The organism is Sinosporangium album, assembly GCF_900100605.1.
Classification (GTDB): Bacteria; Actinomycetota; Actinomycetes; order Streptosporangiales; family Streptosporangiaceae; genus Sinosporangium; species Sinosporangium album.
The window spans coordinates 210308-227168 of record NZ_FNCN01000002.1 but is presented as its reverse complement, the minus strand read 5'-3'; the positions used below and the strand labels follow the sequence as shown (position 1 = coordinate 227168).

At 66.0% G+C, this 16861-nt stretch carries 13 protein-coding genes; 7 read left to right on the top strand and 6 right to left on the bottom strand.

The features are described from left to right. Positions 1-84 precede the first annotated feature (84 nt). From BLQ73_RS02725 to rocD, 5 genes are all read left to right on the top strand, one after another. Positions 85-1629 (top strand): CDP-alcohol phosphatidyltransferase family protein, encoded by a 1545-nt coding sequence (locus BLQ73_RS02725; RefSeq protein WP_093167888.1) that lies wholly within the window; start codon positions 85-87, stop codon positions 1627-1629. 127 nt (positions 1630-1756) lie between these two features. Then, complete coding sequence (locus BLQ73_RS02720) at positions 1757-2470, top strand: DUF5941 domain-containing protein (RefSeq protein WP_093167886.1); 714 nt, start codon at positions 1757-1759, stop codon at positions 2468-2470. A gap of 162 nt (positions 2471-2632) precedes the next feature. Beyond that, a complete protein-coding gene (locus tag BLQ73_RS02715; protein WP_093167884.1) occupies positions 2633-3106 on the top strand; it encodes an Lrp/AsnC family transcriptional regulator in 474 nt (157 codons plus the stop codon). 116 nt (positions 3107-3222) lie between these two features. Continuing rightward, positions 3223-4023, top strand: a complete 801-nt coding sequence (gene ddaH, locus BLQ73_RS02710) for a dimethylargininase (RefSeq protein WP_338056586.1) — start codon at positions 3223-3225, stop codon at positions 4021-4023. 66 nt (positions 4024-4089) lie between these two features. Continuing rightward, entirely contained in the window at positions 4090-5301 is a 1212-nt protein-coding gene (gene rocD, locus BLQ73_RS02705) for an ornithine--oxo-acid transaminase (RefSeq protein WP_093167882.1), read from the top strand. Between the two features lie 281 nt (positions 5302-5582). Here the strand turns inward: rocD and BLQ73_RS02700 are convergent, their stop codons facing one another. Continuing rightward, positions 5583-6512, bottom strand: a complete 930-nt coding sequence (locus tag BLQ73_RS02700; RefSeq protein WP_218125587.1) for an SDR family NAD(P)-dependent oxidoreductase — start codon at positions 6510-6512, stop codon at positions 5583-5585. A 101-nt stretch (positions 6513-6613) separates the two neighbouring features. Here BLQ73_RS02700 and BLQ73_RS02695 point away from each other — a divergent pair, with 101 nt between their 5' ends. Continuing rightward, entirely contained in the window at positions 6614-7207 is a 594-nt protein-coding gene (locus tag BLQ73_RS02695; RefSeq protein WP_093167878.1) for a TetR/AcrR family transcriptional regulator, read from the top strand. An 89-nt stretch (positions 7208-7296) separates the two neighbouring features. On the opposite strand, the gene BLQ73_RS02690 is transcribed toward BLQ73_RS02695, so the two are convergent. Further along, complete coding sequence (locus tag BLQ73_RS02690) at positions 7297-8880, bottom strand: alkaline phosphatase D family protein (RefSeq protein WP_093167875.1); 1584 nt, start codon at positions 8878-8880, stop codon at positions 7297-7299. A gap of 357 nt (positions 8881-9237) precedes the next feature. Here BLQ73_RS02690 and BLQ73_RS02685 point away from each other — a divergent pair, with 357 nt between their 5' ends. Continuing rightward, positions 9238-10449: a trypsin-like serine peptidase gene (locus tag BLQ73_RS02685; RefSeq protein WP_176955231.1), complete on the top strand. Its 1212-nt coding sequence runs from the start codon at positions 9238-9240 to the stop codon at positions 10447-10449. Positions 10450-10787: 338 nt separating this feature from the next. Here the strand turns inward: BLQ73_RS02685 and BLQ73_RS02680 are convergent, their stop codons facing one another. The 4 genes from BLQ73_RS02680 to BLQ73_RS02660 all read right to left on the bottom strand — a co-directional run bounded on the left by BLQ73_RS02680 (position 10788) and on the right by BLQ73_RS02660 (position 16750). Next, positions 10788-11693: a Gfo/Idh/MocA family protein gene (locus BLQ73_RS02680; RefSeq protein WP_245690739.1), complete on the bottom strand. Its 906-nt coding sequence runs from the start codon at positions 11691-11693 to the stop codon at positions 10788-10790. Positions 11694-12194: 501 nt separating this feature from the next. Further along, positions 12195-13934 (bottom strand): 2-isopropylmalate synthase, encoded by a 1740-nt coding sequence (gene leuA / locus BLQ73_RS02670; protein WP_245690737.1) that lies wholly within the window; start codon positions 13932-13934, stop codon positions 12195-12197. Between the two features lie 669 nt (positions 13935-14603). Further along, positions 14604-15446, bottom strand: coding sequence for a class II fructose-bisphosphate aldolase (locus BLQ73_RS02665; RefSeq protein ID WP_093167871.1), 843 nt, complete (start codon positions 15444-15446; stop codon positions 14604-14606). 215 nt (positions 15447-15661) lie between these two features. Further along, positions 15662-16750, bottom strand: a complete 1089-nt coding sequence (locus BLQ73_RS02660; protein WP_093167869.1) for a 1-phosphofructokinase family hexose kinase — start codon at positions 16748-16750, stop codon at positions 15662-15664. Positions 16751-16861: the final 111 nt, after the last annotated feature.

The window sequence follows — 16861 nt, the reverse complement described above, 5'->3', positions numbered from 1 at the left end:
TAGACTTTGGACCTCTGGCGACCTCTGCCGCGCCACTGGTTTACCCGCCCCCTCATACGCCCCGAAACGCCTCGAAAGGGTGACATGACCCGCGTGGTCCTGCTGGGCTCATCGCCCGGCCCCCACTCATCCCCCACCGGCATCAAGCTGGCTTCGCTGCCCGGCTCGCCCACGGTGACCGAGCGCCTCCACAGCCAGCTCGCGTCGCTGGACCCGGACCCGATCACGATCACGCGCTCCGCCGCGGGCCACCCCGGCACCGTGGTCCAGACCCGTGATCTCGCCGGTGACCTCCGCGCCGTGGCCGACGCCGTGGAGCACAGCACTGAGAACCTTTTCATCATTCCCACCAACGCGCTGATCCACGACGAGCTGATCTACCAGATCAGCAAGTCCAAGCGCGGAGCGCAGGCCCTCATCGTGAAGATGCCGCGCCCCGACGAGGACAGCGTCGAGGAGGTGCCGGACCACATCCCGATCGGGGAGGCCGAGCCGGAGATCGGCGAGCAGGTCCTGGAGTCGCTGAAGGTGCGCGCCCGCGCCGGACGCTCCCGCATCGTGTCGGTCGGCACCGCGTCCCACAGGGTGACCCGCCCCAACGCCGTGCTGCTCGGCCCGCTGCACCTGCACCAGAAGCACGCCGTGACCCTCGCCGAGGTGGCGCGGGAGATGGCCGACATGGCCCACCTCTTCGGCCCCGACGACGACCTCGTGCAGCTTCTGGTCTTCGGGCTCGTACGGCGCGGCGTGTCCGTCGGCGTGCGCGGCCGGCGCGACCTGTTCTACGCCCGGCTCCACTCGCAGTCGGAGGCCGACGAGGCGGTCACCGCCATGCTGGAGATCAATGAGGACCGCGCCCGGCTCAACAACGCGGTCAAGGGCGCCGACGGCTTCTTCACGACCTACTTCGTGAGCACCTACTCACGCTTCATCGCCCGGTGGGCGGCGAGACGCGGCCTGACACCCAACCAGGTCACCCTGATCTCCATCGCGCTCGGCGTGGCGGCGGCCGTCTGCTTCGCGACCGGCACGCGGGGCGGCGCGATCGCCGGTGCGATCCTGATCTACTTCGCCTTCGTCTTCGACTGCGTGGACGGCCAGGTCGCCCGCTACGCCCGCAAGTTCGGCGTGCTCGGGGCCTGGTTGGACGCGACGTTCGACCGGTTCAAGGAATACGTGGTCATGGCGGGGCTGGCCGTGGGGTCCGTCGTCGCCGGCTACGGCGACGTGTGGACGCTCGCGCTCATCGCCCTCGGCGTGCAGTCCATCCGTCACCTGCTCGACTTCTCCTTCGGCGCGGCGAACCGCCGCAAGCCGCCGTCCCCCCTGCCGACGCTGCCCCTGACGGCGGAGTCCGACACGCCGCTGCGCCGGGCCCTTGAGGACCGCAGAGCGACCCGCAACACCGGCATCCGCGCGTTCCTGAAGATGTGGACGAAGGCCGGCCGCTTCCGCCTGGTCCACTGGGCCCGCAAGATGATCGTCTTCCCGATCGGCGAGCGCTTCGCCGCCATCGCGATCACCTCGGCCTTCTTCGAGCCCAGGGTGACCTTCCTCACGCTGGTGATCTGGGGTGGCATCGCGGCCGTCTACTCCCTGACGGGCCGGCTCATGAGGTCGCTCGCGTGAGAGCCGCTCGTCAGGCGCCGTGCCGTACATCACGCGTGTTCCTTTGCATATTTCATGACATGGTGGGCATTGCACCCGCCTTGCAGGTCTCCCACTCGCTCTCCGGTCGCCCCCAGAGGTCGTACGCATGATCACTCAGCCCCAGGCCGTCTCCGGTCAGATCCCCGACCCGGCCGAGGAGCGCCTACGCATCCAGACCGCGCGCCTGGTCGCCTACCGCGACGACGGCCCGCTGGCCACGCTGCTCAACGGCGCGCTGGGACGGGGACTCCCCCCGGTGCCCGCCACCATGGCGGCCCTCCTGGCGATCGTCGCGGTGGCCGTCGGCGGCCTGCTCGAACCCGGACCCACCCTGCTCATCCCCGTGCTGATCATGGTGGTGCTGGTGCTGCCCACAGCGCCGCGCAGCCACCTCGGCCGCTTCGACTGGCTGACGCCGCCGCTGATCAGGGCCACGGAGTTCACTGTCATCCTGCTCGTGGGCCTGACCGCGGACGCCCCCAAGTGGCTCCTGTTCGTGCTGATCTACGTGGTGGGCTACCACACGTACGACACGGTCTACCGGACCAGACAGAGCATCTGGCCGCCCGCGTGGGTGTTCCATGCCGGCCTCGGGTGGGAGGTACGGCTGCTCGTGATCGGCGTGGGCGCCGCACTCGACATGCTGACCCCCGTGCTGGTCGTGCTCACCGCCTACCTGTTGGTCCTGTTCGCCGTAGAAAGCGTGACAAGCTGGGTCCGGCTGGACAAGGCGTCGGCCCAGGCCGCCGCCGACCAGGACCTGGAGCAGTCGCCCGAGGAGGCCCTGGAGCAGGCCACGGGCGAGGCCGAGAGGGCCTGACGTACGGCACCGCCGTACACACCCATCGCTCGCACACGGCAGCCGAACACGGCAGCCTTATGCGGCAGTCGTACACCGTGGCACACGGTCGTCGCGAGGGGCCGCGCCTTGGGACGCGGCCCCTCAGCCCTTTTCAGCGCGGATGGCTGTATACAGGTCACCGTGGAGCTCGACCGGTTGGACCGTGACATCATCGGGGCACTCATCGCGGATGCCCGCACGACATATGCAGTGATTGGGCAACAGGTGGGTCTGTCGGCGTCCGCCGTGAAACGGCGGGTCGACCGGCTCCGGGAAGCCGGAGCGATCACCGGGTTCACCGCCCGGGTCGAACCCGCGGCCCTCGGATGGACCACTGAGGCATATGTCGAGCTGTACTGCCGGGGCAAAACCTCACCGGTCGAGATCGGTCGGGCCGTGGCGCGGCACCCAGAGATCGTCTCCGCCTGCACGGTCACCGGCGAGGCCGACGCCCTGCTCCACATCAGGGCGACCGACATGCGCCATGTGGAGCAGGTCATCGAGCGCATCGCCTCGGAGGCGTTCGTGGTGCGTACGAAGAGTTCTATCGTGCTTTCGCGCCTGCTCGACACCCCCCTCGTGATGGAGCGCAACGGATCACCGCGGATCGCCTGAAACACGCAACCGATCGACGGAGATACGCAATACCGCACTCTTGGCCTGCGGAAACATGGTTCTTAGGCTTCTGCTGTCCCCCCAATGACCCTGCTTCTTTTCGCATGGAGTGACACGTGACGCAGCAGAGGCACTACCTGATGTGCCGGCCCGAGTACTTCGCGGTGGAATACGCGATCAACCCCTGGATGGACCCCGGGGCCGGCGCCGACCGTGACCTCGCGGTCAGCCAGTGGGAGAGCCTCAAGACCGCCTACGAGCAGCTCGGCCACAAGGTGAGCCTGATCGACCCGATCGAGGGGCTGCCCGACATGGTGTTCGCCGCGAACGGCGCCCTCGTCGTGGGCGGGCGCGTGTACGGGGCCAAGTTCGCCCACAAGGAGCGCGCCGCCGAAGGCCCGGCGTACCTCGCGTGGTTCGAGGCCAACGGCTACCAGAAGCGCATGGCACCCACGTTCACCAACGAGGGCGAAGGCGATTTCCTCACCCTGGACGACTTCATCCTCGCCGGCACCGGGTTCCGCACCGACCCGACCGCCCACGCCGAGGCCCAGGAGTTCCTCGGCCGCCCGGTCATCACGCTCAAGCTGACCGACCCGCGCTTCTACCACCTCGACACCGCGCTGTTCCCCCTCGACGGGCGGAATATCGCCTACTACCCGGGAGCGTTCTCCCAAGGGAGCCAGGAGGTCCTGCGGCACCTGTTCCCCGACGCGGTGATCGCCACCGTGCAGGACGCCGAGGTGCTGGGCCTGAACGCGGTGAGCGACGGGACCAACGTGGTGGTCTCGGCACAGGCGGCCGACCTGTCGCTGGAGCTGAAGCGGAGGGGTTACGAGGTCGTTCCGGTGGATCTGTCCGAACTGCTCAAGGCCGGTGGCGGACCGAAGTGCTGCACCCTGGAGATCCGTGAATAATCCCCAGGTGGCTCCCAGCATGGGGCCATTCGGGCACGACACGACAGCGAATGGGGAACACGAGAGATGAGCACGACCGACAAGCTGATCGAACTCAGTGAGCGCCGCAGCGCCCACAACTATCACCCGCTTCCGGTCGTGATCCGAACAGCCCGCGGCGCCTGGGTCACCGACGTCGAGGGCAAGCGTTATCTCGACTGCCTCGCCGGATACTCCTCCCTGAACTTCGGCCACGGCAACGAGGAGATCCTCGCCGCGGCCAGGGAGCAGCTCGACCGGCTCACCCTCACCAGCCGGGCGTTCTTCCACGACCAGTTCGCCGAGTTCTGCGCGGGTCTTGCAGATCTCACCGGGAAAGACATGATCCTTCCCATGAACACGGGCGCCGAGGCAGTCGAGACCGCGATCAAGGTCGCCCGTAAGTGGGGCTACGAGGTCAAGGGGGTCGCACCCGACCAGGCCAACATCATCGTGATGGAGGACAACTTCCACGGGCGCACCACCACGATCATCAGCTTCTCCACCGACCCGGTCGCCCACGACAACTTCGGCCCCTACACGCCGGGCTTCCGTGTCGTGAAGTACGGCTCGGCCGACGCCATCGCACAGGCCATCGACGAGAACACCGTCGCCGTCCTCTTGGAGCCCATCCAGGGTGAGGCAGGCGTACTGCTGCCGCCGGACGGCTACCTGCGCCAGGTGCGGCAGCTGTGCAGCGAGCGCAACGTGCTGTTCATCGCCGACGAGATCCAATCCGGCCTCGGCCGGACCGGTGAAACCTTCGCCACCGACCACGAAGGCGTCGTCCCGGACATGTACATCCTGGGCAAGGCCCTCGGCGGCGGCGTCGTCCCCGTGTCGGCCGTCGCCGCCGACACCGACGTGCTCGGCGTCATCCAGCCCGGCCAGCACGGCTCCACATTCGGCGGCAACCCGCTCGCCTGCGCCGTCGGCAGCGCCGTCGTCAAGATGCTCGGCACCGGCGAATACCAGGCGCGGGCCAAGAGCCTCGGCGAAACGCTGCGCCGGCGGCTCACCGAACTCGTCGGCCACGGCGTCATCGCCGTACGCTGCCGCGGCCTGTGGGCCGGCATCGACATCGACCCGTCGATCGCCAACGGCCGCCAGGTCTGCGAGGCGCTCATGAGACGAGGTGTCCTCGCCAAGGACACCCACGGCTCCACGATCCGCCTCGCACCGCCGATCGTCATCAGCGAGGACGACCTCAACTGGGCCGTCGACCAGCTCGCCGAGGCCCTGCGGGAACTGTCCGCCTGACCCGACTCCTCCCGTTCACCCCAGGGTGTACGGCACAGCCCACCCAGGCTTGTGCCGTACACCCTTTTCCATGGGCACGCGACCACGCAGACGACTTCCGGAACTGACCGGCCATGAGATTGACCACTGAACTCCTCCTGCCCTGTGGCGCGATCGGCCCGGTGCTCTTCGTGGCCGTGTACTTCGTCGCCGGGGCAGCCCGTCCCGGCTCCCCCTAGCAGTCGGATCTTCAGGCTGAAAAGCGGCGACGGCCGGGCCAATGATCACGATGTCTCCCTCCCTCAGTGCCGCCCGGTGCGGTCGTGTTCGGCGGGCAGACCGCACAGTTCGGCCGCCGTGCGCCAGAGCTCGTTCTCGCGGTCGCGGTCGAAGGACTCGGCGGAAGAGTCGACCCTCGTGCTGCGGCTGATGTAGGTGCCGCTCTCGCCGGGGCGCGAGCCGCCGGCCGCGCGGGCGAGCCAGGTTCCGGCCGCCGACGGGGAGTGCGCGAGCGGGGTCAGAGCCAAGCCGCGCAGAACGGTGCGCGACAGGAGCCGGGCCACCGGGCCCGCGTCCCTCAAGAGGCCGGTGTCGGGCACGAAACCGGGAGCGAACGTATACACGTCCGTCCCGGTGGGCAGCCGCCGGGCCAATTCGTGGACCAGGTAGATGACCGCGAGCTTGCTGGTGGAGTAGGCCGTCCGGCCGACGGCGGTCGTCCGTGCCGCGTCGTCGTAGCGGGGGGCTGCGAGCAGGCGGGGGTCTTCCCAGTGCGGCGCGGGTATCACCCTGTTGTGGCGGCGGTCCCCGAAGTGCGTGTCGCTGCCGGTCAGCACGATCCGCGCGGGAGCGGTGAACTGGTCCCACAGCAGGCGCACGAGCAGGTAGTTCGCCAGGACGTTCACCGCGAAGGTCAGCTCGATGCCGTCGGCACTGACGTGGGTGCGACTGACCATCTGCAGCCCCGCGTTGCCGACGAAGCCGCGCAGTGGAGGCAGCGCGCCCGACTGCAGACTCTCCACGACCTCCCCGGCCGCCGCCCTGATCGAGGCCAGGGAAGCGAGGTCGCATGGGATCGCGGAGACGTTGGCATTCCCCGTGGCCCGGGCCAGTTCCGCGACCAGCTCATGTCCCCCCGCGCCGCGCACCATCAGCACGAGGTGCAGCTCTGGACGACTGTTCAGGATCTTCTCGGCCGCGATCCGGCCGATGCCCCTGCTCGCCCCGGTCATCAGCAGACTCCCTGTCGATCGCATCTCACACCTCTGACACTCGAAACCATGTGGTACTCAGTACCATAAGGGACCTAGTTCATAAACGCTACAATGGCGGGATGGACCAGGAAGCCCCGCTGCGCGAGCGGAAAAGACGGCGCGCGCAGGAAGCGATCATCGACGCGGCGTTCACCCTGTTCACCGAGCGCGGCTTCGCCGATGTGACGGTGGCGGAGATCGCGGATCGCGCCGAGGTGGGACGCACCACGTTCTTCCGCTACTTCAGAGACAAGCAGGAAGTGGTTTTCGCGAGGGAACAGCACCTCATAGAACAGCTGCGCGCCCTCGGCGCCGAACGCTCCGAACGCCCGCAGAAGGCGCCCACGTTCCGCGAGGCATTGGACCATACGCGTCGCGCCGTGGAGACGATAATCGCCGCAGTGACCGCCGACCTGGACCGGTACCGGTTACACGAGCGGCTCATCGCTGACAACGCGGAGCTGTACGACCGCAAGGAGCGCAAGCTGACACGCCTGACCGAGGTGGTAAGCGATGCGTTGCAGGCACAGGGCACGCCGCCGCTGGAGGCGGCGCTTGCGGCCCATATGGGCCTGGCCTGTTATCGCGCTGCCCGGGCCGCGGCAGGCCCGGACCCGGACAAGCTCAAGCCCGCGATCGACGCGGCATTCGATCTTCTTCTTCACAAGACCTGACGGACCTCCGGGACCTCGACTTCGGCCCCCTCCCCCCGCACGACAGCCACCATGACCTAGATCCCCTTTCTCCTTCCGGCTGGTGCCCTTCACTTCCCCAAGGCCACTCGATGCAGGGCCACAAGGCCGCTCGACTCCCCTTCCCCCGGCCCCTCCCACGTCACCACGGGTCGTCCCCGCAGATCGATCACGGCCACCGAGTTGTGGAACCACGGCCCATGGTCGATCCTCCACCGGTACGGCGGGCGCGGCACACGGGCGAGCCGCGCGAGCGACCAACCACCGACCGTGGCGAGACCGAATCCCGCCACGATGTTCGCCAGGCGCAGCACCCGGCCGAGGGGGTTGCGAATCGGCGAGCAGACGAGCTGGTAGACCGAGCCTGCCCGGAGCCGCGCCAGATAGGAGTAGTGGACATCGCCCGACAGCAGGAGCACTCTGGTGCCGCAGCGGGCGAGCATCCGGGTCAGTTCGTCGAAGGAGCGGCGGAATCCCGCCCAGTGCTCCAGGTCGAACGCCTGTCTGAACCTCTCCGACAACCGGGCCGCGGCCGCACCCCACGCGCCATCGCATAGCGCCTCGTTCCAGCTCTCGACGTGGTGGATGCCCTCGGGCAGCAGCACGGGGATCGAGGAGCCGATCAGCAGGTTCTCCATCGACCTGGCTCCGGCGACCTGCTCGGCGAACCATTCCCACTCCCCCGCGTCGACCATGCGCCGGTCGCCGGGTGTCAGGCTGCGGGCCGCCCGCGTGTCCAGCATGATCAACCGATGAGGTCCGAGGTCTCTGGCGTAGCTCCACCGCATGGACGATGGCTCTTCGTCGGCCCGCTTGGCGAATTCGTCGAGCAGAGCCGCCCCGTCCCCGGGCTCGGCCGTGAGTGCCGCATAAAGCTGGTCCTTCGCACGTTCGGCGGGAGCGAGGTTGCCGAGGTGCTGATAGATCCAGTACGCGCCGAGCCCGGCCACCACTCGGCGCGGCCACCAGGGCACCTTGGCCATCTCAGCGCGCCAGGTGGCGGAGGTGTTCCAATCGTCCCGCAGGTCGTGATCGTCGAAGATCATGGAGCTGGGCACGGTCGACAGAAACCAGCGAACGTCCGGATCAGTCCACGCCTGCCGATAGATCTCCGCATACTCCTCGAAGTCGGCGACCTCGTCCACCGGTTCCTCGCCAGGCCGTCGGCGCGACCGGATGAACTCCAGCACACCCGCCGTCGGCTCGTCGGCATACACCTGGTCGCCGAGCAGCAGAAGCAGATCCGGCCATTCCTCGACAGGCTGGTCCGCCATGCGCCTGCCGTAGGCCCGCAGCATGTCGATGCCGTGCGTCGCCGTGTGCGCCTCGTCGTGCGGCACGCTCGTACGGCATGAGCCGAACACCACCCGCCGCGGCCCCGCCTCCGGCATCGTGCGGATCACACCGGCCCGCCCGCCCGGCGGCGGCCACACCTCCTGCCCGTTCAGCGTCACCGTGTACGGCACCGCCCCCGCCGGCAGATCATGCAGATCGACCACGGCATAGTGATGGCCGTGCACAGTGAACGTCTCGGCCTCACCGCGCGTCCCGCCCGCATGCACATCGACGCGGGACGGCTCACTGGTCTCCACCCAGATCGACGCGCTGGCCGAGTCCACGTAGCGCAGCATCGGCCCTACAACCAGCTCAGACATCCGACACCCCATATCCATCCCATGCGCGCCCCAACCTGGGTCACGCCCGCGTCAACACCCTGATCACACCACGGTCCAGCAGGCCACCAACCGGTTTGCCGAAACGTCACTCTGGGTAACCGCCACCGTGGCCATTGTGATCAAGGGGGGCGTGTGTACAGGGCAATAGCAGTGACGACAGCCATGGCCTCCCTGATCGCAGCGAATCCTGCTCGGGCAACAGTCCCCCCGCAGACAATCGCCGACTTGAAGACAACATCCATCCCGACCCCCGACCCTTTCAGCCCGGCCGCTCATACGGCCACGCATGCCGGCCCTGACCACCCAGTGCTTCTCCCTACCGAGTTCGGTGGCGCCGTGAGGCACACCGTCACCGGCGACGAACGTTCGAACCTCTTCGAGATCTCCGCCCGCCTCGCCAAACACACCGATGCCCCCCAGGTGCCCACCGGCCCGGCTACGCTCTCCCTCCCCAAAGTGATCGGGCACCCCAACGCCCAGAACTCCGTTCTCCAACCACCCCACGGTCCAGAGCGGGCCACGGACTCCATCGGGGCGACACCCCCCCGAATGATCGGGAACCCGAACGCTCAGAATCCCGACATCCAACCACCCAATGCTCCAGAGCCCGCCGCGAACCCCATCGGGACGGCAACGCCCCCCATCGCCCCTACCAGCGTCGCCCGCGTAGCGGCCCACTCCTCTCCCGGGTTTGGGGCCTCAAGCCCAGCCACCCCCGCCGTCGCGTTCCGGCTCGATCCGTCGGCCTCCGCCCTACGAACGATCCCCTCTGCCAAAGTGCTCACCCCCGGTGGTGACCGCTACGGCTACGCCCCTGTTTCCCGTCCCTACACCCGCGCCGGCGCACAGCGCCTGACAGGGCTGCTCGTCAGCCATGACCCCACAACGGGTGAAGATCTCACCTGCGGAGCCGCCGTCATTCGATCTCGACGCAAGAACCTTGTCGCCACCGCCGCCCACTGCGTCTTCGCCAACCGAGACAATCAGCGGCATTGGCTCAAGCGCGTTGCCTTCATCCCCGCTTACAACAGCGCCGGTGACGGCACAGCCCCGCTGGGCATCTGGCCCGCCGTCCGCCTCTGGGTCCCCAAACGCTGGCGCACCCAGCCGTACTCCTTCGGACTCCTCCCGTATGACATCGCAGTTGTCGAAGTAGGCAAGGAGGGCAAACTTCTCGAAGAGGTCACAGGCCCCGGCCTCATACCTCGCACAAAACAGCGCTGGAAGGGCACCGCCGAAGTCGATATCTACGGCTACCCTGCCGACCTCCACTACTCCGGCGGCGACATGTACCGCTGCCATGCTCAAGCAACCAACTCCGGCACCCCCAGCGAAGGTCTCCTACTCACCACCAACTGCCAAATCGTCAACGGCGGCAGCGGCGGCCCCGTCGTCACCAGCAGCACCCTGGTAGGTATCGCTTCATCCTCTGGGCCCTACCGCGACCCTGTGGGGTTCTCCCTCATCACGACAACCGCCCACACCCCCTTTCGCAGCCTCCTCGCCTTGGCCGAACGCGCCGCTCCCACTCGCCGCCCCAACCGCTGACCATCCCCGCCAAGTGTGGAATCCAGCCGCCAACCCCGCGCCCGCGAACCTCGGCTGTCCACGCCGAACCCGAACCGCCCAGGAGTCATGCGCCCACGAGCCTCCACACGCCCCGGCCGTACAGCCTCAGCCCACTGAGCCATGCACTGGAACAGCTCCCACGGCTCTTCGAGGGCCGGGCGCGGAAGGAACGCATCGACAGGCCATCTAACGATTTACTCTCGAATCAGCAAGGACGGCTGTCACATTTCCCAAAAGGGGAACCTTACGCCCCATCTCCACAAGCCCCGCATGCAGTAATCCCTACGGGAAGCCGAGCCCGCCAGGACCACTCAGACTCATCCATGCCTCGCGACTTCTCTGAAGATATCCTCGCAAACCTTATGCGTGATCAATGCATCCTCGGCGTCCAGCAGACGCCCTTCCCGGATCTCGTTAATGAAGGCTCGACACGCGCCCTCGACACCCCGTTGCCTGGCCACCGAGGTCCAGTCCCCTCGGCGTGCCACCTTTTCCGAACCAGAATAATCAACGACTTCTGCGAGGTTTACCACTCGGCGCTTCAGACCGCCACCCGAAACCTCACAACTCTCTTCCGAGAGCCCACTATTTCGATTCATCATTCCGACGGCAACAAATCCGTCACCGGAGAGCTCGAGCACAAGGTGTTCAACGAGCCCGCCAGCTATTCTAGCGTGAATTCTCTGCCCGACGACCTGCCCGGGAGCCAGGAAGCGCAGGGTATCGACAACGTGGATAAAGTCATCGAATATCACCCGACGCGCACTGTCCGGATGCCTCTCACGATTCTTCTGCATCAAGATAAGGGGACGCGGCAGATCCTGCAACCCCGCGTATCCGGGAGCATATCTCCGATTGAATCCGACCATCAGGCTTAATCCGGCCGCCTGCGCACGCCGCACCAATCGCTCGGCGTCCCGAAAGTTATCGGCAAGCGGTTTATCTACATAAACATGCACACCAGCCGACAGAAGCTTCTCCACGATCTGCACGTGAGCCTCCGTCGCCGCGTGGACGAAGGCCGCGCGAATCCCCGATTGCACGACGTCGTCCACCGAGGTGTATCGCCCTCCGATGCGGTAGGCGTCTCCAAGGCGATCCAACGTCGCCCTGTCCCGTGTACACAGTCGGATGTCCAATCCAGGCGTGGCAGCCAGAACAGGGAGGTATGCCTTCGATGCGATGTCGCCAAGCCCGATAAGGGCCAGTGCCAGTTCACTCATACCGTGAGCGTACGTCTAAACGCCCAGGTGGCACTTTCCAGATGCCCGCATGAAGGAACCCCAGAAGTGGCCGTCTCCCCCATCTCTATCAAAGGGGTCTGATCGACCCCTCCGAGCGGGTGCTGCTACTCAAGAACGACGAGCGGGAAGAGTGGGAACTACCTGGTGGGAGACTCGAACGAAGCGAGACGCCCGAAGCCCCACGGCCGTGCGCGGGCTCGCAGAAGGAACCGGCTGGAAGGTCTCAGGTGGCCCACTCCTGGACACGTGGTGTACGAGGCCAACCCCGACAGACACGTGTTTATCGTGACGTACGGGTGTTCCCTGCTGGAGTCCCCCACGAACCCCGGCTCAGCGTCGAGCACACGGGGTCGGCCTGTTCAGCGAGGAGTAGGTGCCGGGCCTGGTCATGCCCGAGGGCTCCAAGAAGTCCATTGCCCCCTGGTATGAGAGGCGGCGACAGATGTGAGGGCCGCGGCCTGAGCCGCGGCCCTCACATCGTCAGTGCCCAGGCTGACGGCTTGCCCGGTTGACCGCCGAGATGATGGCCTTCAGCGAAGCGGTCGTGGTGTTGGCGTCGATGCCGACACCCCACAGCGTCTGCCCCTGTACATCGCATTCCACGTAGGAAGCGGCCTTCGCGTCGCTACCGGCGCTCAAAGCGTGCTCGGTGTAGTCGAGGACCCGCACCTGGATGCCGAGACGGCTGAGAGCATCGCAGAACGCCGAGATCGGCCCGGTGCCCACACCGGCGATCGCGCGGATCTCACCGTCCACCCGGATATCGGCGTTGATCTGATCGCGCTCGTCGACGGTGGATTCGCTGCGGTGCGCCAGCAGACCGAGACGCCCCCACGGGCTGGACGGATTGGGGAGATATTCGTCGGTGAACACATCCCACATCTCCGCCGCGGTCACCTCGCCCCCCTGTTCGTCCGTGCGGGCCTGGACGACACGTGAGAACTCGATCTGCAGGCGGCGCGGCAGATCGAGGCTGTGGTCGGCCTTCATGATGTAGGCGACGCCGCCCTTGCCGGACTGACTGTTGACCCGGATGACCGCCTCGTACGTGCGCCCAACGTCCTTCGGGTCGATGGGGAGGTAAGGCACCTCCCACGTGAAGTCATCGACAACGCGCCCGGCCGCAGCAGCATCGATGGCGAGGTGCTCGAAGCCCTTCTTGATCGCGTCCTGGTGGGATCCCGAGAACGCCGTATAAACGAGCTCGCCGCCGTAAGGGTGGCGCGGATGCACCGGCAATTGGTTGCAGTATTCGACAACCCTGCGAATCTCGTCGATCTCACTGAAGTCGATCTCTGGGTCAACGCCCTGCGAGAAAAGGTTCATGCCCAGCGTGACCAGGCATACGTTGCCCGTGCGCTCGCCGTTGCCGAACAGGCAGCCCTCGATGCGGTCTGCACCGGCCATATAGCCGAGCTCCGCGGCCGCCACCGCCGACCCCCGGTCGTTGTGCGGGTGCAGCGACAACACCACCGAGTCGCGGTAGGCGAGGTTTCGGTGCATCCACTCGATCTGGTCCGCGTAGACGTTGGGGGTGGACATCTCCACTGTCGCCGGGAGGTTGACAATGACCTTCCGGTCCGGGGTCGGCTGCCAGACGTCGTTGACGGCGTTGCACACCTCGACCGCGTATTCCAGCTCAGTGCCGGTGAAGGACTCCGGGGAATACTGGAAATAGATCTCCGTGTCCCCCATGTCGTCGGCGAGCTTCTTACACAGCTTCGCCCCCTCCACCGCGATCGCCGTGATGCCCTCGCGGTCCTGACCGAACACCACTCGCCGCTGCAGCGTCGAGGTGGAGTTGTAGAGATGGACGATCACTTGGGCCGCCCCGCGCACCGCCTCAAACGTCCGCTCGATCAGCTCGGGCCTGGCCTGAGTCAGAACCTGGATCACCACGTCGCTGGGGATGCGCCCCTCTTCGATGATCTGCCGTACGAAGTCATAATCAGTCTGCGACGCCGCAGGGAAACCGACTTCGATCTCCTTGTATCCCATGGAAACCAGGAGCTCGAACATCTTCAGCTTGCGGTCCGAGTCCATAGGGTCGATCAGCGCTTGATTACCGTCTCTCAGGTCCACCGCACACCATCGGGGCGCCTTCGCGATCACCTGGTCCGGCCACGTGCGGTCAGGCAGAGAGACAGGCGTAAAGGGGCGATAGCGGTGGAACGGCATCGGGCTGGGCTGCTGAGATTTGCCGGTAAACGTCTTGCTCATGAGATCTTGCTGCTCCTCGTCGGTTCCGAACCAGCGGCCGACGCGCATGACTCGCTCCGCGGCGAGGGAGCCGGCCTAGAGGCCCCCGCCGCGGCAGCTAAGGAGCAGCACACGCAGCATGCCAAGCACACTAGCAGACGCTCCCGAATGCATGAGACCACTCCGTTCACACTGTGAGATCACGAACGCTGTGCCGTACGACGGGGCCCACCCCCGGGTGATGGCTCCCCGTATCTCAACTCTGGTCCGCGGGATCCAGGCACGAGTGGACGACGGCAGCATTCAACGAGTAGAGGAAGACCTCGTCACCACGCCTGTGCACAATCTCCAGTGCCCGACTGCAGCGACAGCCCTGTCTCGGCGGACGCCCTACATCTCAAGACGAATCCACGGCCGTAAGACGAATCCATGGCCGTCAGGCAGCGTCAAGCACGGACGGACTCCTGGCTGCCGCCTTCGGGCAAACTCTCGCCGCCGGACAGATCACGGAGGACACCACCGTGGGACAGGCCGGTGCGGGCAATGCGGCCATCGCGGGAGCACACTTCGCCCGCCCACTCGGATTGCACTTCCTCGCGGTGGCGCCAGCCAGAACATGGCAGGCAGACCTTAGACGCAACTTTAGCGTTTCCCACTCACCGTCGATCACAGCGTAGAAATCCACTGATGTCAGCCGCGTGAGAGATTTATCAGTTCAAGCAGGTAGGCGACTTGGTCAGCTATCGCTGTTCGAGCCGCGCCGAGGTAAACACGAGGATCAACCTTGGCCGGCCTCTGTCTGATGTTCTCCGTTAACGCCTCGGTGAATACCTTGTTCAGATGGGTGGCAATATTAATCTTGGTCATCCCATGGCGTACCGCACTTTCCAGTCCTTCGTCTGGAACCCCGGACGACCCGTGCAGCACCAGAGGGACCTGCAGGGCGGCACGAAGTCGTGCGATGAGTTCGAAGTCGAGAGCGGCGTCGCGTGTGAGCATCGCGTGAGAGGAGCCGACAGCCACAGCGAGGGCGTCGACGCCGGTTGCCGCGACGTAAACCAACGCCTCCTCCGGATCGGTGCGTGCACCTGGTGCGTGAACGCCGTCCTTGCCTCGGACCTCACCAAGCTCAGCCTCCACAAACACCCCCTGACCCCGCGCTCGGGCCGCCACCTCGGCGGTCAGGGTCACGTTTTCCTCGTACGGCAGGGCGGAGGCGTCGAACATCACCGATCCGAACCCCAATGCCACCGATTCGTCCACCAGATCAGGATTCGTCGCGTGATCCAAATGAACGGCGACAGGTATGCGCGCCCTCTTGGCGATCTCCAAGGTTGCCGTGGCGATCGGAGACAATGCCCCGTGGTAGGCAACGGTGTTCTCGCTGATTTGAACGATCACTGGAAGTTGCGCCTTCTCAGCACCTGCGACAATGCCCTCCGCATGTTCGATCTGGATCACGTTGAAGGCACCCACCCCACGCCCCGCCTTCCAGGCTGCGGTGAGGAGATCACCCGTCGGTATCAGCGCCATAGCGCCAGCCTCCTTTCTTCAGTTCCAGTTCCTGGCATGTTGTCCTTCTGTGAAGATCCCGGCCATCAGCAAGCTCAGTCGCCCGTCCGGGTATCGACGACGTCCCCATCGCCCTGTATCAGCTTCATTTCGTTTCGAGGACCTCGTTCTGCCTGCGGGGGAAACTCCTCCAGGCGCATCTCGCGCCGAGTCGGTCGGGTGCCCCGGGAGGATGCTTATTCGTCCTTGCCCAGGGGGTGAGTTGGCGTCGGCGTGACAACGACCTGAGCGAGGTTGGCGCGATAGACCGCCGGGTCGACCTCTCCTGCGAGCGGTGCATGCACGGCGGCTGCCGATAATGCGGCGGCATGGGTCAGCATGTGCGGCCAGTTCCATGAGGACAGGTCGACCACCTGGCCTGCAGGGCTGCTGTGGTCCCAGACCCGTGCCAGGCCGAGAGCCAGCGCTGCGGCCACCGCGTCGCCGGCGCCGGTCGGGTTCCCAGACGGAACGTGCGGCGGGACGGCATGCCATTGGCCGCGTGGAGTGTCGGCCCACAATCCACGGGGTCCGTCGGAGGCGATGACAACGCCGGCCCCGGCGGTGCGGAGCTGAAAAGCAGCCGTTTGAAGCCAGCCGTTCTCGTTTCGATCAGCTAGATCTCTCTTTCGTTTAACTCCACTCTTTTCTTCCGTTTCGCTCCTATCGAGGGCAAGAACGCTTGGCCCTACCACGGAAGCGAGCTCTGCGGCGTTGGGTTTCACCAGGTCAGGACGCTCTTTCAGAGCTCTGCGCAGGGCCTCGCCACCCGCATCGACCACCACTGGAACCCCGAATCCGCGCGCAAGGCGCACGAGCACCGCGTAAGCGCCAGACGGGACCCCTGGTGGAAGACTGCCTGACAGCACAAGAACTGTTGCCCGAGGCATCAGTGCGCGCACCCGGTCACGCATCTCCCCCCACTCGTGCTCGTTGATCACGGGACCTGGTTCACTGAGTGACGTCACCGTTCCGTTCGCTGGGTCGACGAGTGCGAGGGTGCGTCGGGTCTCGCCCCGAGTCGTCACCAGATCGTGGGCAATCCCTCGGCGGCGAAGCATCTCTGTGAACAGTTCTCCCTGGTGTCCCCCCGCGAATGCCAGCACGGTCACCTCAGGCGCGTCGATGCCGTCCGCCAGCAGAGAATTGATAACGCCGGCGACGTTCACTCCTTTGCCACCCGGCCGCATGGCAACGGCACGCACCCTGTTCGTGGCATCGACGGCGAGACCGGGGACTGTGTAGGTGACATCGAGTGCGGGATTGAGCGTGACCGTGATAATCACCCTTACCTCCTCTCCGATAAACGCTTAAGTCAGCTCGACGGCGATGTTCCTGCTCGTCAACGTGCGGCGAACTCCTGAACGCCTTGTCCGCCAAGACCAACGCACTGCATC

Bases quoted from the DNA above. Each gene is read 5' to 3' on its own strand.
- BLQ73_RS02690 (WP_093167875.1), bottom strand. From the start codon at position 8,880: ATGTCTGAGCTGGTTGTAGGGCCGATGCTGCGCTACGTGGACTCGGCC.
- BLQ73_RS02680 (WP_245690739.1), bottom strand. From the start codon at position 11,693: ATGAGTGAACTGGCACTGGCCCTTATCGGGCTTGGCGACATCGCATCG.
- leuA (WP_245690737.1), bottom strand. From the start codon at position 13,934: ATGAGCAAGACGTTTACCGGCAAATCTCAGCAGCCCAGCCCGATGCCG.
- BLQ73_RS02720 (WP_093167886.1), top strand. From the start codon at position 1,757: ATGATCACTCAGCCCCAGGCCGTCTCCGGTCAGATCCCCGACCCGGCC.
- BLQ73_RS02700 (WP_218125587.1), bottom strand. From the start codon at position 6,512: ATGACCGGGGCGAGCAGGGGCATCGGCCGGATCGCGGCCGAGAAGATC.
- BLQ73_RS02665 (WP_093167871.1), bottom strand. From the start codon at position 15,446: ATGGCGCTGATACCGACGGGTGATCTCCTCACCGCAGCCTGGAAGGCG.
- BLQ73_RS02725 (WP_093167888.1), top strand. From the start codon at position 85: ATGACCCGCGTGGTCCTGCTGGGCTCATCGCCCGGCCCCCACTCATCC.
- rocD (WP_093167882.1), top strand. From the start codon at position 4,090: ATGAGCACGACCGACAAGCTGATCGAACTCAGTGAGCGCCGCAGCGCC.
- BLQ73_RS02695 (WP_093167878.1), top strand. From the start codon at position 6,614: ATGGACCAGGAAGCCCCGCTGCGCGAGCGGAAAAGACGGCGCGCGCAG.